Source organism: Salinicola halophilus, assembly GCF_003206155.1.
Classification (GTDB): domain Bacteria; phylum Pseudomonadota; class Gammaproteobacteria; order Pseudomonadales; family Halomonadaceae; genus Salinicola; species Salinicola halophilus.
Genome location: NZ_PZJV01000001.1, coordinates 662543 through 683302, shown reverse-complemented (window position 1 = coordinate 683302; position 20760 = coordinate 662543). Strand labels below are relative to the sequence as shown.

The following is a 20760-nucleotide window of genomic DNA, read 5'->3' as shown; positions in this document are numbered from 1 at the left end:
CATGACGGGCGAGAGCATGACGGGCGAGAGGACGGCGGGTAGGGGCATGACGGGGGCGCGAATCGCGCGAACCCGGTCGACGGAAGATTGTGAAGGGAGTCATTGGTGAAGCTGGCTATTGCGGCAATTGTGAAAGACGAGATCGACTCCCTGCTGGAGTGGATCGCCTATCACCGCGTCGTCGGTGCCGACCGTTTTCTCATCGCCGACAACGGCAGTCAGGACGGCACTCGAGAGATGCTGGAAGCGCTGAGTCGCGATGCCGAAGACGACGACTGGCTGCAGGTCATCGACGTGCCGACGCCATCGGATCGGGCCCCGCAGCTGCTCGCCTACGAGAAGCTTGCCGCGCTCTGTCCCGAGGACGTCGAGCTGATCGCCTTCATCGACGCCGACGAATACATCCTGCCTGTCCCGCCGAAAGGCAAGGAAGACACCGACCCGCGGGCGCGGCTGCATGCCTGGTTGGAGCAGCGCTTCGCGGATGACGCCATCGGCGCCGTCAGTCTCAACTGGTGCTGCTTTGGCTCCAGCGGCCAGCGCTTTCGCCAGGAAGGTCTGGTGATCGAGCGGTTCCAGCGGCGCGCCAAGCAGGCTTTCGGTCCCAATCACCATTACAAATCGATCGTGCGGCGCTCGGCGCTGGCGCGGATGCAGAACCCGCATCACCCCGAACTGACTCGCGGCGAAATGCGCAATGCCAAAGGCGAGCCGTTCGAGTTTCGCCTCTCCCGCGAGGGCATGCCGCGTCGCGGCCTCTCCGAAGAGATCGTCTGGAACGAGGTACGGCTCAACCACTACCTGGTGAAGTCGGTCGAGGAGTTCGTGCTGAAGAAGGCGCGCCGCGGCAGTGCGGCGACCGTGGGCTATACCAAGACCGCCGTCTACTTCGAGCGCCACGATCGTAACGACGACACCTGCACGCTGGCGGCAGCGCTGGCGCCGCGCGTGCGCGATGCACTGGCCGAGCTCGAGGTCATCATAGAGCTCCACCGCCGCCTTCGCGGCGATGCGACAGCGAATCTCCTGCCGATGGGCCACACCTGGCGTGCGCCTCGGGAACCCAAGGAGCCGCTGGTGAGGCGAGAGCCCTCAGCGGGGAGAGAGCCTTCAGCGGGTAGAGAGCCTTCAGCGGGGAAAGCGCCCTCAGCGGTTAGAGAGCCTTCACCGGGAAAAGCGCCGTCAGCGCAGAAAGCGCCCACAGTGGGGCAAGAATTCTCAGCGGGTAGCGGGCTGTCGGCGGACATGGCGCCTTCGACGGAGACCTCCCCCGCGGTCGGGGCGCAGGCGGCGTCCCAGGCACCGAAAGAGAATAAGGCCCCCGCGGCCAAAAAGGAGTGGTCGCTCTTTTCTCGCAAGCCGAGCGAGCCCGCTTCTCCGGTTCGCCACTGGGTGATCGACTATCCCAAGGCCGAGGGGCCGGCGCGAGTCGAGGCGGGGCAGGTTCTGGTGCAGGGATGGCTCTTTCTTACCGACGCCTTCGCCGATTTCAACGCCGCCGCCCGGCTGGTAGCGCGCTGGGCACCGGATTACGAACTCAAGCAGGCGTTCACCAAGAAGCGTCCTGATGTGGTGGCCCATTTCGGCTTCGATGACGCCCCTAGCCACCCTCAGCTCCAGTGCGGCTTCCAGTTCTTGTTGCCGCTTGGCGTGACACGCTGCGAGCTGGAACTCGAGATCGGCCGTCGGCGCTGGCCCCTGCAGACGCTGAAGGTTCGCGGCGACACCGCAACCGTGCGAGAGGCGGATAAGGTGCTGGTCGGCAAACACGACTGGCTCTTTCTACGCGCGGACACCAACTTGAGCGCCGAGCAGCACCGCGGCAATCTGCTGCTCACCCGCCGCGGGCTCGCGAGCTGGCGGGTCTATTTCGACGCCCTCGCCCAGGCCGCGGTGGCCAGAGGTATCGAGCATCGCGTTCTGATCACGCCCTCCAAGGAAACCGTGCTGGAAGAGGCCTACGGCTCCCCGCGAGCGACCACCACGCCGGTCGACCAGATCCTGACGCTTGCACCGGGGAACACGCTCTATCCGCTCGATGCCTTGAAGGCCCTGGGTGACGACGCCTTCTACCGCACGGATACCCACTGGACCCATCGCGCGGCGAAGGAAGCCGCGACCGAGCTGGCCGTCGCCTTCGGCGTGCGGCGCAAGGCGGTGAACAAGCGCTTCGCCAAGGACAGTTATCGGACGGTGGATCATCTGGGCGATCTCGGTGGCAAGCTCGAGCCGCCGGTTCGCCAACCGGTGGAGATCCTTGGCTCGTTCTCCAACGCCAAGCACAAGGTCTACGACAACGCCGTGCCCAACTTCGGCCGGCTGGCGATCTTCGACAATCCCAAGCCGCTGAGCGACGCGACGCTGCTGCTCTGCGGGGCGTCTTCGAGCGCGGGCCTTTTCAACTATCTCTCGCGGATCTTCGCACGGCTGATCTTCGTGCATACGGCCGGCAACCTCGACCCCTCGCTGGTCGAGGCGTTCGCGCCGGACTACCTGGTGATGCAGACCACGGCGCGCTTCGCCATCCGGGCACCGACGACGGATTTCTCGTTCGACACGACGCTGCGGGAGAAACTCGCCTCGCTCGACGCCGACGCGTGGCGCAAGATCGACAAGAACCGGGTCGCACCCGACATTCGCCCCCTTTGGGAACGCTGGGAAACCCTCTACCAACGCGAGCGGGACAAAAGCCCCCTGTCACAGGCTCGACCGGAAGGTGACTCACCATGAAGCCCACGACACGATGAAACCGACAACGCCCCCCAAACGTCGCGTCGCCAGGCGCTCGCGCCAGCTGCGTCTGCGCTACCCGCGATTTCGGACCATCCCCGGCCTGATGCCGATGGGCCAGATGTTCTCGCTTGCCAGGGAGCGCGCGGCGGGCAGCGTCGACGCCCCGGCGCTGGAAACGCCGCCGCCCGGCGCGGCCCAGCCGGATACCCCTGATGCGGGAAGGCGAGAGCCGGACGAGCCACTGGCCGGTGAACGGCCAGCGGACGAACGAGCGACGGACGGTCCCCCGGAGAGCGCGGCACCGCTCGAACCCTTCGAGTGGCGGGTCGGCGAAGGCGAGGCGAGCTTCATCCTCCTCGGCGATCGGCCCACCGCCGGCTGGAACATGATCGAGCTCGGCGTCAGCCACGACCTGCGCGCCGCCGCCGCCTGCATCACCTTCGACATGGGGCGCGGCTTCGAGCGGCGCCACAGCATCTTTCTGGTCATCCGCCGGGGCAAGGTCTCCAAGCGGGTCTGCTTCGTGCCTTACGGCACGCGACGCATTCGGCTGGAACCGCTGGTCGGCCAGCAGGGTCAGTTTCGGATCGATCACTTCAACTTCGTCTGGCTGACGCCGCGCTTCGCCTACGCCCGCATGATCAATCGCATCGGTTACGCGGACAAACGCTTCGACGACGTCAACGAGAAAGCGATCGTTCGCGCCCTCAAGCAGGAGGGCAAAGAGGAGGGCATCAGCTGGAAGAAGCTCCTCGGCGCCTACTACGAAGCGACGTTCATTCACTGTGCGCCGGAGACCAGTTACGAGTACTGGCAGGAGCACATCGAAATGCTGCGCGAGCCGTCGGCGAACAAGGTGGCGCGCCAGCAGTCGCAGTTCTTCGATCCGGCGGAAATCGCCGTGGTCCTGGTCGACGACGGCACGGCGGCCGCCTCCGGCGAGTCGGAGGCGCATCGCGCGCTGCTCGACTCCGTGCGCTCGATCACCGAGCAGCGCTATCCCCATTGGCAGCTCTTTCTGCCGGAAAGCCTGGTGTCGGTTCCCGATGACGGCGAGGCGGGCGAGAGAGGGCTTGCCGCTCGGCTCGCGGCCCGCGAGGAGCGCCTGCGTCGAGTCGCCAGCCCCCGCGAGGCGATCGCGCTGGCGGGTCAGCCGGGCGAAGGGCTCTGCGACTACGCGGTGTTCCTGCGCGTCGGCGACCGGCTGGCGCCGAACGCGCTCTTTCACCTCGCCAACCACTGCCAGATCTCGCCCGATGCCGCCCTCATCTATGGCGACGAAGATGTTCTCGACGAGAGCGGCGAACGCACGCGACCGAACTTCAAGCCGAGCTGGAACCCGGACTTTTTGCTCTCGACCAACTACATCGGCCACGCCTCGGCGTTCTCGCTCGATGTGCTCGAGTCGAACCTGGCGATGCTCGAGCGCGCGCCGTTCGATCTGCACCGGCTGCTGTTGGCGGTGACCCACGGCGTGGACGCCGCGCGGCTGCATCACGTGCCGTTCGTGATCTACCACAACGCGCGGGACAACCTGAATGGCGGGGCGGGTTGCCGGCCCGAGGCGCTCGTCGCGCACCTCCAGCGCCTCGACCCCGGCGCGACCGTCGCGCCGGTGGCGGCCCAGGAAGCGTCAGCGGCAACGGGCTATCGTGTCACCTGGCCGGTACCGACGCCGGCCCCCCTGGTCAGTCTGCTGATCCCCACGCGAGACCGGGTCGAGATTCTCAAGCCCTGCGTCGACACGCTGCTGGCGGTCACTGACTATCCGAACTACGAAGTGATCATCATCGACAACGGCTCGACCTGCGCCGACACGCTGGCGTACATGGATACGATCGTGCGGGATGCTCGAGTGCGCGTGCTGAGTTTCGATGCGCCGTTCAACTACTCGGCGATCAACAATTTCGGCGCTCGCCATGCCAAGGGGTCGGTCATCGGTCTGGTCAACAACGACATCGAGCCGATCAATCCGACGTGGCTGAGCGAGATGGTGGCGCACGCCTGCCGCCCGGAGATCGGCTGCGTCGGCGCCAAGCTCTACTACCCCAACGACACCGTGCAGCACGGCGGGGTCATACTCGGCCTCGGCGGCGTCGCCGGACACGCCCACCGTTTCTTCCCGCGAACGCACCCGGGCTATCAGAATCGCCTCTGCCTGGTTCAGAACCTGTCGGCGGTCACGGCGGCCTGTCTGCTGGTGCGCCGCGAGATCTTCGACGAGGTCGAGGGGCTCAACGAACGCGAGCTGACCGTCGCCTACAACGATGTCGATTTCTGTCTCAAGGTGCGCGAGCGCGGTTATCGCAATCTCTGGACGCCGTTCGCCGAGCTCTACCATCACGAGTCGATCTCGCGGGGCGCCGACGACAACCCCGTCAAGCAGGCCCGCGCCAAACGCGAAGTGGACTACATGCGTCGCCAGTGGCGGGATGCCCTGCAGCAGGATCCGGCCTACAACCCCAACCTGACGCTGAGCTATGAAGACTTCTCGCTGCGCTGATCGCGAGTCGCCGCCTGGGGGGCGGTCACGCTGTGGGGAACGTGGCGAGACGCGCCGGCGTCGAGGTCATCCTTGAGCGGGGCCAGCAGCGGTTGGCTGGTGCTGAGCGACGGGGCGGAACCGACCGAGGACATCTACTTCAGCCACGTGGCCGAGTGGCTGAGGCAAAAGGGCATAGACACCGCGCGCGTCGACACGCGGGACCGCTCGCCCTGGCGAGACTGGCCGTGGCGCGCCTGGCGCTGGCGCCACGTCAACGTTCTCGTCACCCGCTCGCTGAAGGAGCCGTGGCTGGGTTGGCTCGAGCGCTACCGGCGCTGGTTCGGCGAGATCTACTATCTCGTGGACGACGATCTGCTCGCCGCGGCGCGGAATCCGAGCGTGCCGGAAGAGTACCGGTTACGGATGCTGGCCCTCGTCTGCGATGTGCAGCCGAGGTTGTTCGCGCTGGCGGATGAGGTCGTGGTCTGTAGCGAGGCGCTGGCGCAGGTGACGCGCCACCATCATCCCCGCGTCAGCGTGCTCGAACCCTCGTTGATATCCCCGCTGCCGTCGCTCGATCACCACGGCGACGCGCGCCGCGAGATCGGCTTTCACGGTACCCGTGCGCATCTGGGAGATCTCGGCGCCCTCATTCCGGCGCTTCAGGCCGTACACGCCGCCAGGCCGGAGAGCGATTTCGAGATCATGCTGGGCGAGAACACGCCGGCGGCACTGCGTGAACTCGAACGGGTCGCGTGCCCGACGGCGCTCAAGTGGCAGGCGTTTCTCGACTACCAGCGCGGGCGGCGATTGCACATCGGCCTTGCACCGCTATGGCCCTCGGCGTTCAATCGAGGCAAGTCGTGGATCAAGGTGCTCGATATCGCCGTCATGGGCGGTGTCGGGCTCTACAGCGACCGCGAGCCGTACGCCGACGTGATTACCGACGGTCGGGACGGTCTGCTCGTGGCGGATGACCCGCGGGCCTGGCAGGCCGCGCTGGAGCGCCTGGTCGACTACCCGCGGGACACGCATCGACTGGCCCGCGCTGCCGCCGATACCGCCGCCGCGATTGGCGACCCCGAGAAAGCCAGAACGTTCTGGTGGCGGCGGACTCGGGGTTAGCCACGGGCTCGAATCGGCTCCGCCCCTCATGGGCGGGAGTCTGTCCGCGAGCCGATGCAACCGCGGCGTTACATACAGACGCGAGCGCGGCTCGCGAACCCGGGCGATATCCGATCGCTCGCGACTTTCCTGGGAGGCCAACGCTGATGAAACCCTGGACACGCTATCCCCTCTGGCTGGGTGAACTCTTCACCGGGGCCAAATCCTTCGCTGCCAACCCGATCATCGGCAGTGAGCGGCTGAATCGCTACGGCCTGCACGCCGGACGCGTCTGGGCGGCGTATTGGATCTCGCGCCTGCGCATGGCGTTCTTCGCCCCGGGCGTTCCCAAGGCGGATCGCGAGCAGTTCCAGACCCTGGGTTATGTGCTCAAGGAGAACTACCTGCCGCAGGAGCAGTTCGAACGCCTGGTCACGGCGGTTCGCCACTACGAAGGGGAGATCCGGGAGTGTCTGCAGGGTGACACCCGCACGCACCGCGTGCTGCTCTCCCCGGAGGTGCTCGAGACGCTGCCCGAGGTCAAGGCGGTACTCGAGAAACCGTCACTGAAACGGCTCTTCCGCTACTGCGCCGGCCATGCTCGACTGCCGATCTGCCATATCGAGAACGTGCACAACGGCAGCCGTGACAGCGTCACCGAGCGCGACCCGCAGAAGAATCTTCACGTCGATACCTTTCAGCCGACGATGAAATTCTGGCTCTATCTGGAAGAGGTGAGTGACGTCAACGGCCCCTTCGTCTTCGTCCCGGGGTCCAATCATCCCCACCGCGAGCGCCTCAAGTGGGAGTACGAAATGAGCCTGCGCGCGCGTGAGCACGCCGATCGCTACACGGCGCGGGGGTCGTTCCGGGTCAGCGCGGAAGAGGCCGAGCGGCTCGGCGTTTCCGGTCCCACGGCGTTCAAGGTCAAGGGCAACACGCTGCTGATCGGCAATACCTTCGGCGTGCACGCCCGCGGTAACGCCGAGCCGGGCAGTTCGCGCCTGGCGCTCTGGGGCATGAGCCGGACCAACCCGTTTCTGCCGCTGCCGGGCCTGGGCTTCAACGCCTTCAACCGGCTGCAGTATCGCGTTCTCCAGCGCGAGCGGGATCGGGCGGATGCCAAGGCCGCGGCGCAGGGCGGCCAGTCCTCATGGCACGTGATCGACCAGCGACGTCTCTAGCCCGGGGCTCGTGCTCGGGCGTCGTTCGAAGCGCCCGACGTCATCACCGAAAGCCACCCCCGGGTGGCTTTCGGCGTTTTCAGGCCGTGGTTTTCAAGGCCTTGCTTTTCAAGTCATGGGTTTCGAGCCACGGTTTTCGAGACATGATTCTCGAGACAGGGTTTTCAAGACGTCTTGGTGTTTTGGGGCCGAGACTCCGGAGACTTCACCACGCTGGTCATCGACCCGCCGGCTCGACCTTCTATGCTGAGTGAAACGCCGCCGACGACCAGGCTATCCGACGTCGGCGGTCGATACTGCCAGGAGCGATTCATGACCTCACGCCAGCAAGCTGCCGAGACGATTCGTGCGGCGCTCGACGCCGCCTCGATGCGCGGTACCTACGTCCTCTACCGCGGTGAGTACCGTGAAATGCCGGTGGTCGAGGTGCCGATCGGGCTACCGCTGTTTCGGCCGGAGAACGGCCGGCTGATCACCGTGCTGCAGCGCTACTGTCGCGAGCAGGGTATCGAGGAAGGGACGCTCGGCGAACAGATCGAACAGCCCTGGGTGCAGCAGGCGCTGTGGGAGCTTCTCCTGCCGCTCTCCCGCGACCCGCGGGGTTCGATCTTCGATGAGCTGGCGCGCCAGGGGCAGCAGACGGAGCCGCTGCTGATCACCTTCGACGGCGTCGTGGTCAACGGCAATCGTCGCCTGGCCGCGATGCGCGCGCTATTCGACGAGGACCCGGCGCGCTACGCCGCTTTCGCCCGGGTTCGCGCCACGGTGCTGCCGGCGGATGCGACGGCAGCGGATGCCGAGTACGTCGAGTCCACGCTGCAGCTCGCCCCGGAAACCAAGCTCGCCTACACCTGGATCAACCGTCGGCTCAAGCTGCGCCGTCAGCGCCGCGAGCTCGAACTGCCGGTGGCGCGCATCGTCGAGAGTTACCGGCTGCCGGACGAGGCGGCGCTGGAACGCGAGCTGGCGGAGGTCGAACTCGCCGAAGCCTATCTCCGCGACTACTGCGAGACACCGGGCGATTTCGATGCCATCGAGGACGCCGAGCCCTACTTCGTCGCGCTGAACGAACAGCTCACCGCGCTGAACGACGCCAAGCTCGAACGCCTCTGGCGGCTCGCCGGTTTCGCGATGATCCAGGCCCGCGGGCGGGGTACCAAGGTGACCGACTACTACCCGTTTCTGCCGCCGCGCCCGGCTAGCGTGCCTGAAAACGCCATGGCGCGTCTGGCGCAGTCGGCGGGGCTCGACGATCAGAGCGACAGCGGCAAGCTCCCGCACGGGGCGCTGGCGCGCTGGCTCGGCGAGCGTTCCCGGGCGCTCGAGGTCACCCAGGCCCTGGCAGACGTACTCGATCAGCTTCGCATCGAGGCCAACTACCACGAAATGCCCAAGCGCCTGCTGCAGCACGTGCAGAAAGCGCGCAAGCTCGCGGAAAAGCTCGAAGCCGACCGGCTGAGTGCCGACGAGAAAGCGCAGATCGGCTCGGAGCTCGCCGCCATGAGCTATCACAGTCGGCGGTTTCTGGAGGGAGGCGACGACGCCCCGGCGGCGCTATCGCCCGCCGCGCGGAAATGGCGCAAGTTTCGCAGCGAACCGCAGCGTTTCTGTGCCGATTCGACCCATCCCGTGCTGCGGTGGGTCGGTCGCCACTGGCCGGGGGCGTGAGTCCGATGCGCGCAGCCATTGGGCTGGCACGACGCGAACACCAGGCAGGGGTGGGGCGCCAACACCTTATCGAGAAAACTCGCGCCATCTGCCGGCGAACACCCCTTGGCGAGCTCGCTCGCCAAGGAGTGTCATTGTCCGAAAGGTAGGGTTTCGGCGTATCGACTCACTGCGTGCGCGCTTTCCACTCCGTTTCCAGCGCGTTCAACACGTGATCGATCTGCAGGCGCGTGTGGTCGCAGTTGAGGAAGAATCGCAGTCGCGCACTCTTCTCCGGGACGGCCGGGTGCAGAATCGGCTGCACGTTGATGTCGTACGCCAGCAGCGCGTCCGACAGCCCCGCGGCAAGCACGGAACTGCCGACGATGATCGGCACGACGGCCACACCGATGCTCTCGCCGACGTCGAACCCGCGCGCCTTGGCCTGCTCGAGGAAGTAACCCGAGATCGCGTGCAGCCGATGAAGCCGCTGGGGCTCGTCTTTCATCACGGCCAGTGCCGCAAGCGATGGCCCCGCTACCTGCGCCGGCATGCCCACGCTGTAAAGAAAGCCCGGGGCGAAGTAGCGCAGCATTTCGACCAGCTCGCGACAGCCGGCAATGTAGCCGCCGCAGCCGGAGAGCGTCTTCGAGAGCGTTCCCATCCAGATGTCGACATCGGGCGAGGGCACGTCGCAGTGCTCGCGAAGCCCCAGTCCGCGCTCGCCGAGCACGGCGAAGGAGTGCGCCTCATCGACCATCAGCCATGCCTGGTGGCGCGACTTGATCTCGACGAAGCGACCGAGATCCGGGGCGTCACCGTCCATGCTGTAGAGACCTTCGATCACTACCAGCACCCGTTCGAACTGATGGCGGTGGCGGGCGAGCAGGGCATCGAGGGCTTGTGGGTCGTTGTGCGCGAAACTCATTCGCCGCGCCCCGGAGAGCTGCGCCCCGACGACGGTACTGTTGTGGATGTACTCGTCGTGGAGCAGCAGATCCTTCGGTCCGAGCAGATACCCTAGCGTCGAGACGTTGGTGGCGTGGCCACTGACGAAGACCACCGCCTCCTCGACTTCGTAGGTATCGGCCAGCGACCGCTCGAGCGCCTGGTGGATCGGCCGCTCACCGGAGACCGGCCGGCTAGCGGAGACCGAGCTGCCGTAGCGGTTGAGCGCATCGATGCCCGCCTGTATCACCCGCGGGTGATGGGCGAGCCCGAGGTAGTTGTAGCTGGCGAAATTGAGCCGTTCGCGGCCCTCGATGGTGGTCGTGGCGCCGGCATTGCCCTCGTGCACCTTGAAGAACGGGTCGGGAATGCCGAGGCGTTGACCGCCTTCGCGCATCAGCTTGAGCTGCTGATAGCCCGGATGGCGGTCGAATCGCGTGAAGCGTTCATCGACCCCCTGGGCGGTGGCATCGACGGTCGGCGAATCGTCTTCGGGGCGGTCCTGACGACGCTTCCTGGCCTGCTGGAGCAGGCGCTGCTTGAGCGCCTCTCTAGATTGACTCAAGACCGGGCCTCCCCGGTCGGGTTACCGCTTGGCAAATCGTTGACTCCATGTTGTGCCGCGAGGTTCTCGAGCGCGTCGTCCTCGCCGTGTTCTTCGCCGTCGCCGCCGAGCTTGAGCATCAGATAGTCGCAGAGCTTGGCGAGCGTGCCCGCTTCGCTCAACACCATGACCGGCACCTGGATACCAAGACGCGACTCCAGCGCCGTGACCAGCTCCACACCCATCAGCGAATCGAAGCCCATGTCGTAGACCGACTTGTGGATGTCGATCTTCTCCTCGTCGATCAGCAGAATCTTCGCCAGCTCCTTGCGCAGCACGCTGATCAGGGTATCGAAGAGTGCCTCGGGGGCGAGGCTCGCCAGCAGACGCTGCAGATCGTCGTCACCCTCGTCGGTACCGGCATCCGGCGCGGTCCGCGCGATCTCGCGATAGCGAGGGGCTTCCGCGGTCGGCAGAAAACGGGCTAGCGCCTGCCAGTCGAGCTCGAGTACGCCGAGCGATGCGACGTCGGCCACCAGCATGCGCTCGAGCACCTCGAGCGCATCGCCGGAGGTCAGCGCCTGCCCGCCGAGACGCTCCTGCAGGCTGTCCCGAGTCTGTGCATTGCGGGCGAGAAAACCCACGTCCTCGATCGCGCCCCAGCGGACCACGGTTGCCGGCCGGCCTTCGGCGCGACGGTGGGCACCGAAGGCTTCCAGCCAGTGGTTGGCCGCCACGTAGCTCGCCTGGCCGGGGTTGCCGAAGAGCGTCGTCGCCGAGGAGTAGACGACGAAGAAGTCCAGCGTATCGTCCCGCGTGAGGGCGTCCAGGTGGCGGGCACCCTCGACCTTGGGCGCCATCGCCTGACGGATTCGCGTCTCGTCGAGATTGCGAATCAGGCCGTCATCGATAACCGTTGCGGCATGCACGATGCCCTTGATCGGCCCTGCCGCGCGGGCTTCCGAGAGCACTGCCGCCAGCGCGGCCTGATCGGTCACGTCGCACGCGCGGGCCCGAACGCTGACGCCCAGGGCCTCGAGTCGCGCCACGCCGGCGATGGCTTCTTCGGTCGTCGCGCCGCGCCGCCCCAGCAGCAGTAGCTGGCGAGCGCCGCGTGCGGCGAGCCACTCGGCGGTGGCGAGACCAAAGCCGCCAAGGCCCCCGGTGACGACGTAGCTGGCGTTCGCCTCGAGCTCGAGCGGTTCGGGCACGGTCGCCGCCGGTGCCACCTTGGGCGGGCGCTCGTAGGTCACGACCACCTTGCCGATCTGGCGCGCCTGCTGCATGTAGCGGAACGCCTCGACCACGCGGTCGCTGCCGAACGCCGTGTAGGGCAGCGGCGAGAGCGTGCCGTCGGCGAAGAGCGCCATCATCTCGCCGAAGAGTTCGCCGGTAAGGCGGGGCAGTTCGCGCATCAGCTGGTCGGAGTCGACACCGAAATAGCTCAGGTTGTTGCGGAACGGTCGCAGGCCGACCCGCGTGTTCTCGTAGAAATCGCGCTTGCCCAGCTCGACGAAGCGCCCGAACGGGTTGAGCACCCGCAGGTTCTGATTGATCGCCTCGCCCGCCAGCGAGTTGAGGATGACGTCGACCCCGTCGCGGCCGTCGTCTCGGCCGCCGAGACCGCGACGTTCGCTGGCGAAATCGTGGAGAATCTCTTCGGCGAAGGTGAGGCTTCGCGAGTCGTAGAGGCGTTCGACGCCCATCAGTCGCAGGAAGTCGCGTTTCTCCGGCGAGCCGACGGTCGCGACGATCTCGGCCCCCAGCCAGCGGCCGATCTGAATCGCCGCAAGCCCCACGCCACCGGCGGCACCGTGGATCAATAGCCGCTCGCCGGGCTGCAGGCGCGCCAGATGCTTGAGCGAGTAGTAGACGGTGAAGAACGTCGTCGGAATCGTCGCTGCCGCGGCGAATCCGATGTCGGCGGGGATCGGGGCGACGGCGTTGACGTCGGCGATCAGCCGGTCGCTGAAGCTTGCCGGGCCGAAGCCGACGACCGGGTCGCCCGGCTTCAGCGTCGAGTCCGCATCCCCGACGCGAACCACCTCGCCGGCGAACTCCAGGCCCAGGGTCGGCCCGGCGAAGCCGTTCTCGATCGCCTCGTCGGAGAGCAGGCCGAGGGCGTACATCACGTCGCGGAAGTTGAGCCCGGTCGCCTTGACCGCGATCTCGACTTGGCCCGCCTTGGGCGCCTCGAGGTCGTGTGCCATCCAGCGCAGATGACGCAGCTGGCCCGGCAGTTCGAAGCCCAGACTCACGGCCCGGCCGTCCCCGCTCTCGAAGGATTCGTGACGGGTGGGCGCGGCGACGCCGGGCGCCGCCTCGAGACCCAGGCGCGGCACCCAGCGCTGGCCGTCGGCATCCAGACAGATCTCGGTTTCGGCATCCGGCGCGCCGAGCTCCAGCGCCAGCGCATCGAGCAGCGCTTCGCCGGGCGCATTCGATGGCAGATCGAGTAGCGTGACCCGACGCGCGCCCGCTTCGTTCTGCAGTGAACGGCCGAAGCCCCAAAGCGCTGCGTCCTCGGGCAGCGCATGAGGAGCCGCTGCGTCCTCGGGCAGCGCCGCGCTGTGAGCTTTGCCGGTCAGCGTCGATGCCACGCCCTGCGTGACGATCCAGAGCGCGGCGTCGAGTCCCTCGGCGTCGAGCCGCTGCAGCCACTCGGCCGCCAGCACGCAGCGGGTTTCGCCGTCGCGGCCGAGGCCACGCAGATCGAGAATGCGGTCGACGTGGCGTGCCGATGTCGATACCTCGAGCAGGGCGCCGGGGCGGGCATCGTCCGTCACCGCGTGGCACGTCTCGCCGAGCGTCTCCAGGCGCTGGCAAAGCGCGGCGGCGAGCTCACGCGTTGGCGCATCGCTCACGACCAGCCAGCGACCGTTTTCGGCGTCACCATCGCCATCGCGCGCTTCGTCTTGCGCGGCAGCGGGTGCCTGCGTGGTGATCAGTTTGAGTCCGCCGTGGTCGCTCTCCAGGTCATGCACGGCGGTCTGGCGATAGCCCAGCGCCTCGAGCTGGCGCTGCGTCGCGGCGAGCGTGGCCGGCAGGGCCTCCGGCGTCGCCGCCAGCGTCAGAAAACGCTGCCAGTCGGCGCGTGCCGGTGCCAGCAGGGCGATCTGCGCATCGAACGCGAGGCGGCCGGGGAGCCACCGCAGCAGGGCATCGATCTCCGGCTGGGTGGCATCCAGGGTGATCAGCGCGACGTTGGCGCCGACGGCGGCCGGGGCGTCCTCGGTCGGGGTGACGAGCGCGACCCGAGCGTCGTCTTCGGCCAGCGGCTGTGCCTCGTGGCGCGCGCCGTCGCGCAGGGCGACGAACGAGAGCGCCGCGCGATCGCCTTCCAGGCTGCCCATCAGGCGCTCACCGAGCTGCGGCCGGTAGGCGGAGGCCTCGAGCATCACCAGCCGCTGATGCGGGGGCAATAGATCGAGCGAGAGCCGATACTGGCCGCGCCAGGTTTCGGCCAGCGCGTGCCAGCCGCGCTCGCCCACCGTGGCCTGCGCCAGACGGGTGAAGCGCTCGGCGTCGAGCCCGAGCGCCTGGCTCTCCATCGTCTCGTCCAGCCAGTCATCGAGGTGCAGACCGAAACGACCGACGCTGTGCGTCAGCGCCGCGTAGTCCGGATAGTCTCGAATCAGCAGGTTCCAGACCGTCGAGGCGTCGATCTCCGGCGCCGCGCCGAGCTGCCAGCCGCTCTCGGTCGCCTCGACCACGCCCACGGCCGTGGCCAGTTCGATCAGGGCGCGTCGTCGCTGGCGCTGCTCCACGCCACCGTCGTCGAAACGCCATGTCGGCAGCTGTCCGTCGGTGTCGGCATGGGCGCGCAGCGACTCGTCGACGAAAGCGGTGACCAGAGTATCCAGCAGCGGCTCGACTTCGTCCGCGTAGCGGCTGCCGGTCACGTCGCGGTAGTGCGAGACCAGCTCGTCGACGGCGAGCGCCGCCGTGGTGTCGTCGAGCACGAGTTCGGCCGCCTCGCGCGGGGCGGGCACCAGCCGGTGGTCGAGATAGCTCAGCCGATGCTGAGGCGCATGACGCAGCCGGGCGGCCTTGAAGCGAGCGCCTTCGACCACGGCGATCGCGTTGCCATCGGCGTCGAAGAGGGCAACGTCGGCGCACAGCGAGTGCGGCGCGCGGCTGGTGAGACGGACTTCCATCGTCGCCGGCGCTGCGGCACCCGCCCGTAGCTGCAGCCGCTCGAGACGCACCGGGACGAAGGCGAGCCCGCCGGCGGCTTTCAGTTCGTCGGCGAGCAGCGGAATGAACAGCTGGAAGGCGCTGTCGAGAATGCCCGGGGCCAGCAGGCACTCGCGCTGATCTTGGCTGATCGCCGTCGGCAGTTCGATCCGCCCGATGGCGCGGTCGTGCTCGACCCAGAGTTCGCTGACGGCCTGGAAACCGGGGCCGTAATCGAGACCGACGTGGGCCGCCATCGCCAGATGGGTCTCGCGGGTGAAATCGGCCGGCCGTGAGGGGAGTGCGGTTGCGCGCCGGGTGAGCAGCAGGCCGCGGCTCTGGGTACTGATGCGGGCGCGGGCGTTGAGCGTCCACGGATCGTCGCTGGCCGGCTCGCGGGTCTTGATACCGACGCTGCCGTCGCTGTCGTCGAGGGTAAGCCGCAGCTTCTTGCCGTGGGTCGCGTCGAGCAGCAGCGGACTCAGGATCTCCAGCGCCTCGATGTCGAGCAGCGGCGCGTTCTTCCACGCGCTGGCGGCGGCCAGTACCAGCTCGGCGAAGCCGGCGCCGGGGAAGACGGTGGCCCCGCCGACCCGGTGGTCGGCAAGCCACGGCAGTCGGCGAACGTCGAGCTGGCTCTCCCACGCCAGTCCCTGTTGGGCCAGACGGTAGCCGAGCAACGGATGCTCGTAGTGGCGCGCCATCAGCCCCTGAGCGTCGCCGGTCGCGGGCGTCCAGTAACGCTCGCGCTGCCACGGATAGTGCGGCAGATCGACGAAGCGCCCGGTGACCGGGAACCACGCGCTGGGAGAGACTGCTCCGCTGACGAGTGCGGTCGCAAGGGTGCGTTCGATGGCGTCGAGCCCGGCGTCATCGCGAGCGAGGGTGCCCACGACGCTGCCCTCGGCGCTCTGCGCCGACAGGGCATCGGTCAGGTAGCGGCGTAGGATCGGCTGGGCACCGAGTTCGACGAAGGTTCGCCCGCCATCGTCGATCAGCGTGTCGATCGCCGGGGCGAACTGCACCGGCTCTCGGATGTTGAGCCACCAGTACTCCGCGCCGAGTTCGGTCCCTGCGATCTCGCGGCCGCTGACGGTAGAGACGAACGGAATGTCGCTCGGGCGTGGCGTCAGGTGCGACAGCGCCTCGATGACCGGCTCGCGAATCGCATCCATCGCCGGACTGTGAAAGGCGTAGTCGAGCGCCAGCCGCTTGGCGAAGATGCGCTCGTCGTGGAGCGCCTTCTCCAGGCGAGTCAGCGCCTCGACCGGCCCGGCGAGCGTGACGCCCTTGGCACTGTTGACGCCGGCAATGACGATCGACGCGAAGGCGGCATCGTCGAGCCACTCGCGCATCGTCTCTTCACCCAGACCCACGGCGGTCATGCCGCCACTGCCGCGGGTGCGGCCCTGACCGGCACTGCGGTGGAAGATGACGCTGACGGCGTCTTCGAGGGTCAGCGCGCCGCAGGCCCAGGCCGCGGCGACTTCGCCCACGCTGTGCCCGGTGACGGCAGCGGGACGCACGCCTTCGGCGGCGAGCAGACGGGTGAGACCGACCTGCAGCGCGAACAGTGCCGGCTGGGCGATCTCGGTTCGCGCCAGCCGGTCGTCGTGGGCGTCATCGGTCGCCTCGGCGCCCGCGGCGCGCTGGTTGGCGCCGGAGAGCTCGTCGCGCAGCGAAAAATCGGCGTGACGCTGGAACAGCGCGTCAACCTCGTCGACGGCCGCGGCGAAGATCGGCGAGGTGTCGAGCAGCGTCTCGCCCATCGCCGTCCATTGACAGCCGTTACCGGTGTAGACGAAGACCGGCCCCTGATGCTGGGCGTCGGCGTCGTGCCATTCCACGCCCTGACCGACGGCCGCGCCGGCCACGGTTTCGCCGGCCGCCAAGGCGTCGAGACGGGTGATCGCGTCCGCGGAGCTGTCACTGAAGAGCACCGCGCGGTGGGCGTGCACCTCGCGGCGATGGACAAGACTGTAGGCGGTATCGAAGAGCGAGGCGTCGCCCTCGGTCAGGCGGTTGCTCACCCGGCCGGCGAACTCGCGAAGCGCTTCCGGCGTGCGCGCGCTCAACAGCAGGGGCAGGCGTCGGTCGAGCGTCTGCGCCGCCGACTCGATCACCGGCGGGGCCGACTGCAGCAGCACATGGGCGTTGGCGCCGCCGAAGCCGAACGAGTTGATGCCCACGTTGAGCGGCCCTTCGGCCTTGAGCGGGCGCGCGCTGTCGACGATGTCCAGGTTCCAGCCGTCGAGATCGATGCGTGGATTGACCTTGCGAATGCCGATGGTGGCCGGCACTTCGCGCTCGCGCAGGGCGTAGAGGGCCTTGGCGAGGCCGGCAACGCCGGAGGCCGTCTCGAGATGGCCGAGGTTCGACTTGACCGAGCCGATCGGCAAACGCTCGCGGCGCTTCTGGCCGATCGCCTCGCCGATGGCGCGGGTCTCCAGCGGGTCGCCGACGGCGGTGCCGGTGCCATGGGCCTCGAGATAGTCCAGATCGTCCGGCGTCAGTCCGGCGCGGGCGAGCGTCTGCGTCATCAGCGCGACCTGCGCGTCGGCATTGGGGACGGTCAGGCCCTTCTTGTCGCCGTCGGTATTGACGCCGCTACCCGTGACCACGGCGAGAATGCGATCGCCGTCGGCCACTGCCTTGTCGTAGTCCTTGAGCAGGAAGACGCCACCGCCCTCGGAGCGCACGTAGCCGTCACCGGATTCGTCGAAGACGCGGCAGCGCCCGTTGGGCGAGAGCATGCTCGCCTTGGAGAAGATGATGAACCCGAACGGATGCAGGTGCAGGCTGATACCGCCGGCCAGCGCCAGTTCGGTCTCGCCGCTGCGGATCGACTGACACGCCTGGTGAAAGGCCACCAGCGACGACGAGCAGGCGGTATCCATCGACAGGCTCGGCCCGTGCAGGTCGAAGACGTACGAGATGCGGTTCGACACGATGCTCGAGGTGTTGCCGGTGGCGGTCGAGGTGTCGATCGAGGCCATGTCGTCGGCCATGCGGTAGGAGTAGTCGAGGCTCGCCACACCGACGAAGACGCCGCACTGGCTGCCGCGAAGCGTCTGCGGCGGGATGCCCGCGTCCTCCATCGCCTCCCAGGTCATCTCCAGCATCAGCCGCTGCTGCGGGTCCATCTGCGCCGCTTCGCGCGGCGAAATGCCGAAGAAGGCGGCATCGAAGCCGGAAATGTCACCGAGACTGCCGGCCGCGAAGGTGTAGCTGGTCCCCGGATGGTGCTTGTCCGGGTGGTGGAAGGCCTCGAGCCCCCAGCGGTCTTCGGCCACCGAAGTGACGAGATCCTCTCCGGTCTTGAGCGCTTGCCAGAAACGTTGAGAAGTCGGGGCGCTCGGAAACCGGTGAGCCGCACCGATAATGGCAACGCGTTGGGTCATTGGGACTCCTTGCTCCGTAGCTCATGGGCTACGCCTTGCTTTATTCGCGCCGTATTCAGAGGGAGCACGTCCAGAGAACAGGGGTGGGAGCGGGACAGCGGCCGATGCCTCGATCGGACGCCAATCGGTTTCGTCCTTGACTGTCGCTCTCTAGCCACCTGTCTCGTGATCGCGTCTCACGCTCGGCCGATGGTTCTATCGTAGATTGTTGTGCCCAGCTTATCGGCTGCCAGAGTCGTGCGCACGTTATCGCCGCAAAGCGCATCGCTCTGCCAGATGAAATAGTTGGTGAGACCGTCCGGTTCACCGTAATGGGCATACACCTTGGGCATGATCGGCACGTGGTCGCCGTAAAACGCCAGTATCCCCTCACGGTCGTTCGCCAACAGGGTGGTCTTGAGCGCTGCAAGCATACTATCGGTGTTGTGCAGATGTCGTAGATAAACCGTGAGGTCTTCGCAACCCTGAGTAACCCCGCCTTCGACCCAGCGTTCGGCGACCGCCGGATCGGGCGTCTCCAGATGCAGCGGCCCGTGGTTCTCCATGCTGATGACGAACACGAACAGGGGGCCCTCAGCGCCTTCCAGCTGCTCGCGCACCTTCTCGGCAAGGGCCAGATCGCCGATGTACTGCCCGTCGCGGTCTCGATCGTCGAACGCCGCGATGTCGATGAATTCATCGAATCCCAGCCGCGGGTATACCCGGTCGCGCAGATAGAAGGTGCCAGGATAGGGATGAATGCAGACGGTACGGTAGCCGAGCGACTTCAGCGCCCGCGCCAGATTGTTCACCTCCAGCCGGGAGAGCTGGTGGTAAGGATTGAAGCGATGCGCGCCCAGCGACTCGGGGGTGAGGCCGGTGAGTACTGCCGATTCGGTGCGCACGGTGTTCGCCCCCCAGGCGGGAACGTCAAGCGGCCCGCTCTGGACCGAGGCTGCCATCATCGCATCGAAGGTTTCCAGCACGTCGCGACGAATGGACGACAGCCAGTCGCGGGGGTCGAAGAACGACTCGCTCTGCACCAGCACCAGGTGGGGCAGCGTCGTCGGCGGGGTCTCGGGCGCGGGGAAGGCGTCGCGGTTGTCGTCGAGGTCGATCGGCTCTCGCGTCATGAGGGCATAGGCCCAGAGATAGGGGTAAAGGCCCAGGCGCTCGAGATCATCGAAAGGCGCGAGCGTACAGCGAGACAGTCGCGGCAGGTACAGCGCCAGCGCCGTCACCGCCGCTGTAGCCAGCGCGAGCGTAGCGAAGAGCGCCCAGGGACCCTGGGGTCGGCCGTAGAGCGAGGGTTCGAGCCAGAAACCGAGACCGATGGCGATGGCGCCGGCGATCAAGGAGGCGATAGTCAGCCCGACGCCGAAAAAGGGGATATAGAGCCGGGGGTGACGCACCGCGTCGACGAAGTACTCGAAGTCCTGGCACAGGAAAGGCTCCCGCAGCGAGGCCGACTTGGTGTTGTTGACCTGGATCACCACCATCTGCAGCGAGGCGGCGATCACCACCGCGAATCCCGGTCGCTGCACGATCAGCAGCCAGAAGGTGAAGTGCGAAAGCGTCGTCGCCACATGCACGACGACGGCCGCACGCTCGCGTTGCCAGAGCGAACGGGGGCGGGGCTTGAGCAGCGTCTCGAACAGCGTGGTCACGACGAGAGTGGCGACGATCGCCAGCAGCAGATCAATCATGGCGGCGCTCCTCGGGTCGCTCGGCGTTATCGACGTTCGCGGCCGGCGGCGAGTAGTCGAGTTTGGCCAGCAGCCACTGGGAGATGCTGGCGGGGAGTACCGCCAGCCACCAGCAGCCGAAATCCAGCGGGAACGGGAAACTGACGCGGGCGCTGTTGCGCGCCGCCCCCGCGGCGATTCGCTTCGCGGCGCGCTCGGGCTGCCACAGGAAGGGTTTGGGCCCGGGCATCTCGTGACACATCTTGGAGCTCACGTAGCCCGGCATGACCACGGTCACCCCCACGCCGCTGGGACCCAGCCAGCCCCGTAGCCCTTCGGCGTAGGCCTTCACGCCGGCCTTACTGGCGCTGTAGCTCGGCGTCAGCGCCAGCCCGTGATAGGCCGCGAGCGAACTCATGAACACCAGCTGACCGCGGCCCGCCGCGCGCATCCGTTTACCCAGCACGTTGCCCATCGCCATCGGGACGCGCAGGTTGATCGCAAGCAGGCGGCTGGCCTCGTCCCACGCCTCGCCCTCGCCGTGCTCGCCGATGTTGATGTTCATGCCCGCGTTGACGATCACGAGATCCGGCGGCGATGGCTCGCAGAGCGCCTCCAGCCAGGGGGTGAGCGCCGCATCGTCGGTGAGATCGATGCCGGAAACGGTCACCTCGGCCCCGCGCTCGCGACACTGGTTCGCTACGTCGTCGAGGACCGACTCGCGGCGGCCGTGAAGCGTGAGGTGCTTGCCCGGTGCGGCGTAGTGCAGGGCCAGCGCCGTGCCGATGGCGCCGGTCGCCCCGGTGATCACGATGCGCGTCATTGCAGCCCGTCAGCCATGTGGAGTCCGGCGTCAGCGGCCGGAGGCATTGAT

At 67.3% G+C, this 20760-nt stretch carries 9 protein-coding genes; 5 read left to right on the top strand and 4 right to left on the bottom strand.

Features of this window, described 5'->3' with window-relative positions; all coding sequences use genetic code 11:
* Positions 1 to 105: 105 nt before the first annotated feature.
* The 5 genes from DOM33_RS03105 (at position 106) to DOM33_RS03085 (ending at position 9174) form a co-directional block, all read left to right on the top strand.
* Positions 106 to 2730: an alginate O-acetyltransferase AlgX-related protein gene (locus DOM33_RS03105; protein WP_162617873.1), complete on the top strand. Its 2625-nt coding sequence runs from the start codon at positions 106 to 108 to the stop codon at positions 2728 to 2730.
* Between the two features lie 13 nt (positions 2731 to 2743).
* Entirely contained in the window at positions 2744 to 5236 is a 2493-nt protein-coding gene (locus tag DOM33_RS03100; RefSeq protein WP_110665710.1) for a glycosyltransferase family 2 protein, read from the top strand.
* A gap of 72 nt (positions 5237 to 5308) precedes the next feature.
* Positions 5309 to 6343: a glycosyltransferase family protein gene (locus DOM33_RS03095; RefSeq protein WP_110665709.1), complete on the top strand. Its 1035-nt coding sequence runs from the start codon at positions 5309 to 5311 to the stop codon at positions 6341 to 6343.
* 146 nt (positions 6344 to 6489) lie between these two features.
* Entirely contained in the window at positions 6490 to 7506 is a 1017-nt protein-coding gene (locus tag DOM33_RS03090) for a phytanoyl-CoA dioxygenase family protein (protein WP_110665707.1), read from the top strand.
* 312 nt (positions 7507 to 7818) lie between these two features.
* Positions 7819 to 9174, top strand: coding sequence for a hypothetical protein (locus tag DOM33_RS03085; RefSeq protein ID WP_110665705.1), 1356 nt, complete (start codon positions 7819 to 7821; stop codon positions 9172 to 9174).
* Between the two features lie 166 nt (positions 9175 to 9340).
* Here DOM33_RS03085 and DOM33_RS03080 read toward each other — a convergent pair whose 3' ends face one another.
* The 4 genes from DOM33_RS03080 to DOM33_RS03065 form a co-directional block, all read right to left on the bottom strand.
* The gene (locus DOM33_RS03080; protein WP_110665703.1) at positions 9341 to 10666 is read right to left on the bottom strand and encodes an aminotransferase class I/II-fold pyridoxal phosphate-dependent enzyme; all 1326 of its coding nucleotides are present in this window, start codon (positions 10664 to 10666) and stop codon (positions 9341 to 9343) included.
* Complete coding sequence (locus DOM33_RS03075; RefSeq protein ID WP_110665701.1) at positions 10663 to 18222, bottom strand: type I polyketide synthase; 7560 nt, start codon at positions 18220 to 18222, stop codon at positions 10663 to 10665. Before DOM33_RS03075 ends, DOM33_RS03080 begins: the two co-directional genes overlap by 4 nt.
* Before the next feature lie 176 nt (positions 18223 to 18398).
* Positions 18399 to 19907 carry an LTA synthase family protein gene (locus tag DOM33_RS03070; RefSeq protein WP_110665700.1) on the bottom strand — a complete coding sequence of 503 codons (1509 nt, stop codon included), beginning with the start codon at positions 19905 to 19907 and terminating at the stop codon, positions 18399 to 18401.
* Positions 19900 to 20709 carry an SDR family NAD(P)-dependent oxidoreductase gene (locus DOM33_RS03065; protein WP_110665698.1) on the bottom strand — a complete coding sequence of 270 codons (810 nt, stop codon included), beginning with the start codon at positions 20707 to 20709 and terminating at the stop codon, positions 19900 to 19902. The genes DOM33_RS03070 and DOM33_RS03065 overlap by 8 nt, the downstream gene beginning before the upstream one ends.
* Between the last annotated feature and the right edge of the window lie 51 nt (positions 20710 to 20760).

Bases quoted from the DNA above. Each gene is read 5' to 3' on its own strand.
- DOM33_RS03090 (WP_110665707.1), top strand. From the start codon at position 6,490: ATGAAACCCTGGACACGCTATCCCCTCTGGCTGGGTGAACTCTTCACC.
- DOM33_RS03070 (WP_110665700.1), bottom strand. From the start codon at position 19,907: ATGATTGATCTGCTGCTGGCGATCGTCGCCACTCTCGTCGTGACCACG.
- DOM33_RS03085 (WP_110665705.1), top strand. From the start codon at position 7,819: ATGACCTCACGCCAGCAAGCTGCCGAGACGATTCGTGCGGCGCTCGAC.
- DOM33_RS03065 (WP_110665698.1), bottom strand. From the start codon at position 20,709: ATGACGCGCATCGTGATCACCGGGGCGACCGGCGCCATCGGCACGGCG.
- DOM33_RS03075 (WP_110665701.1), bottom strand. From the start codon at position 18,222: ATGACCCAACGCGTTGCCATTATCGGTGCGGCTCACCGGTTTCCGAGC.
- DOM33_RS03100 (WP_110665710.1), top strand. From the start codon at position 2,744: ATGAAACCGACAACGCCCCCCAAACGTCGCGTCGCCAGGCGCTCGCGC.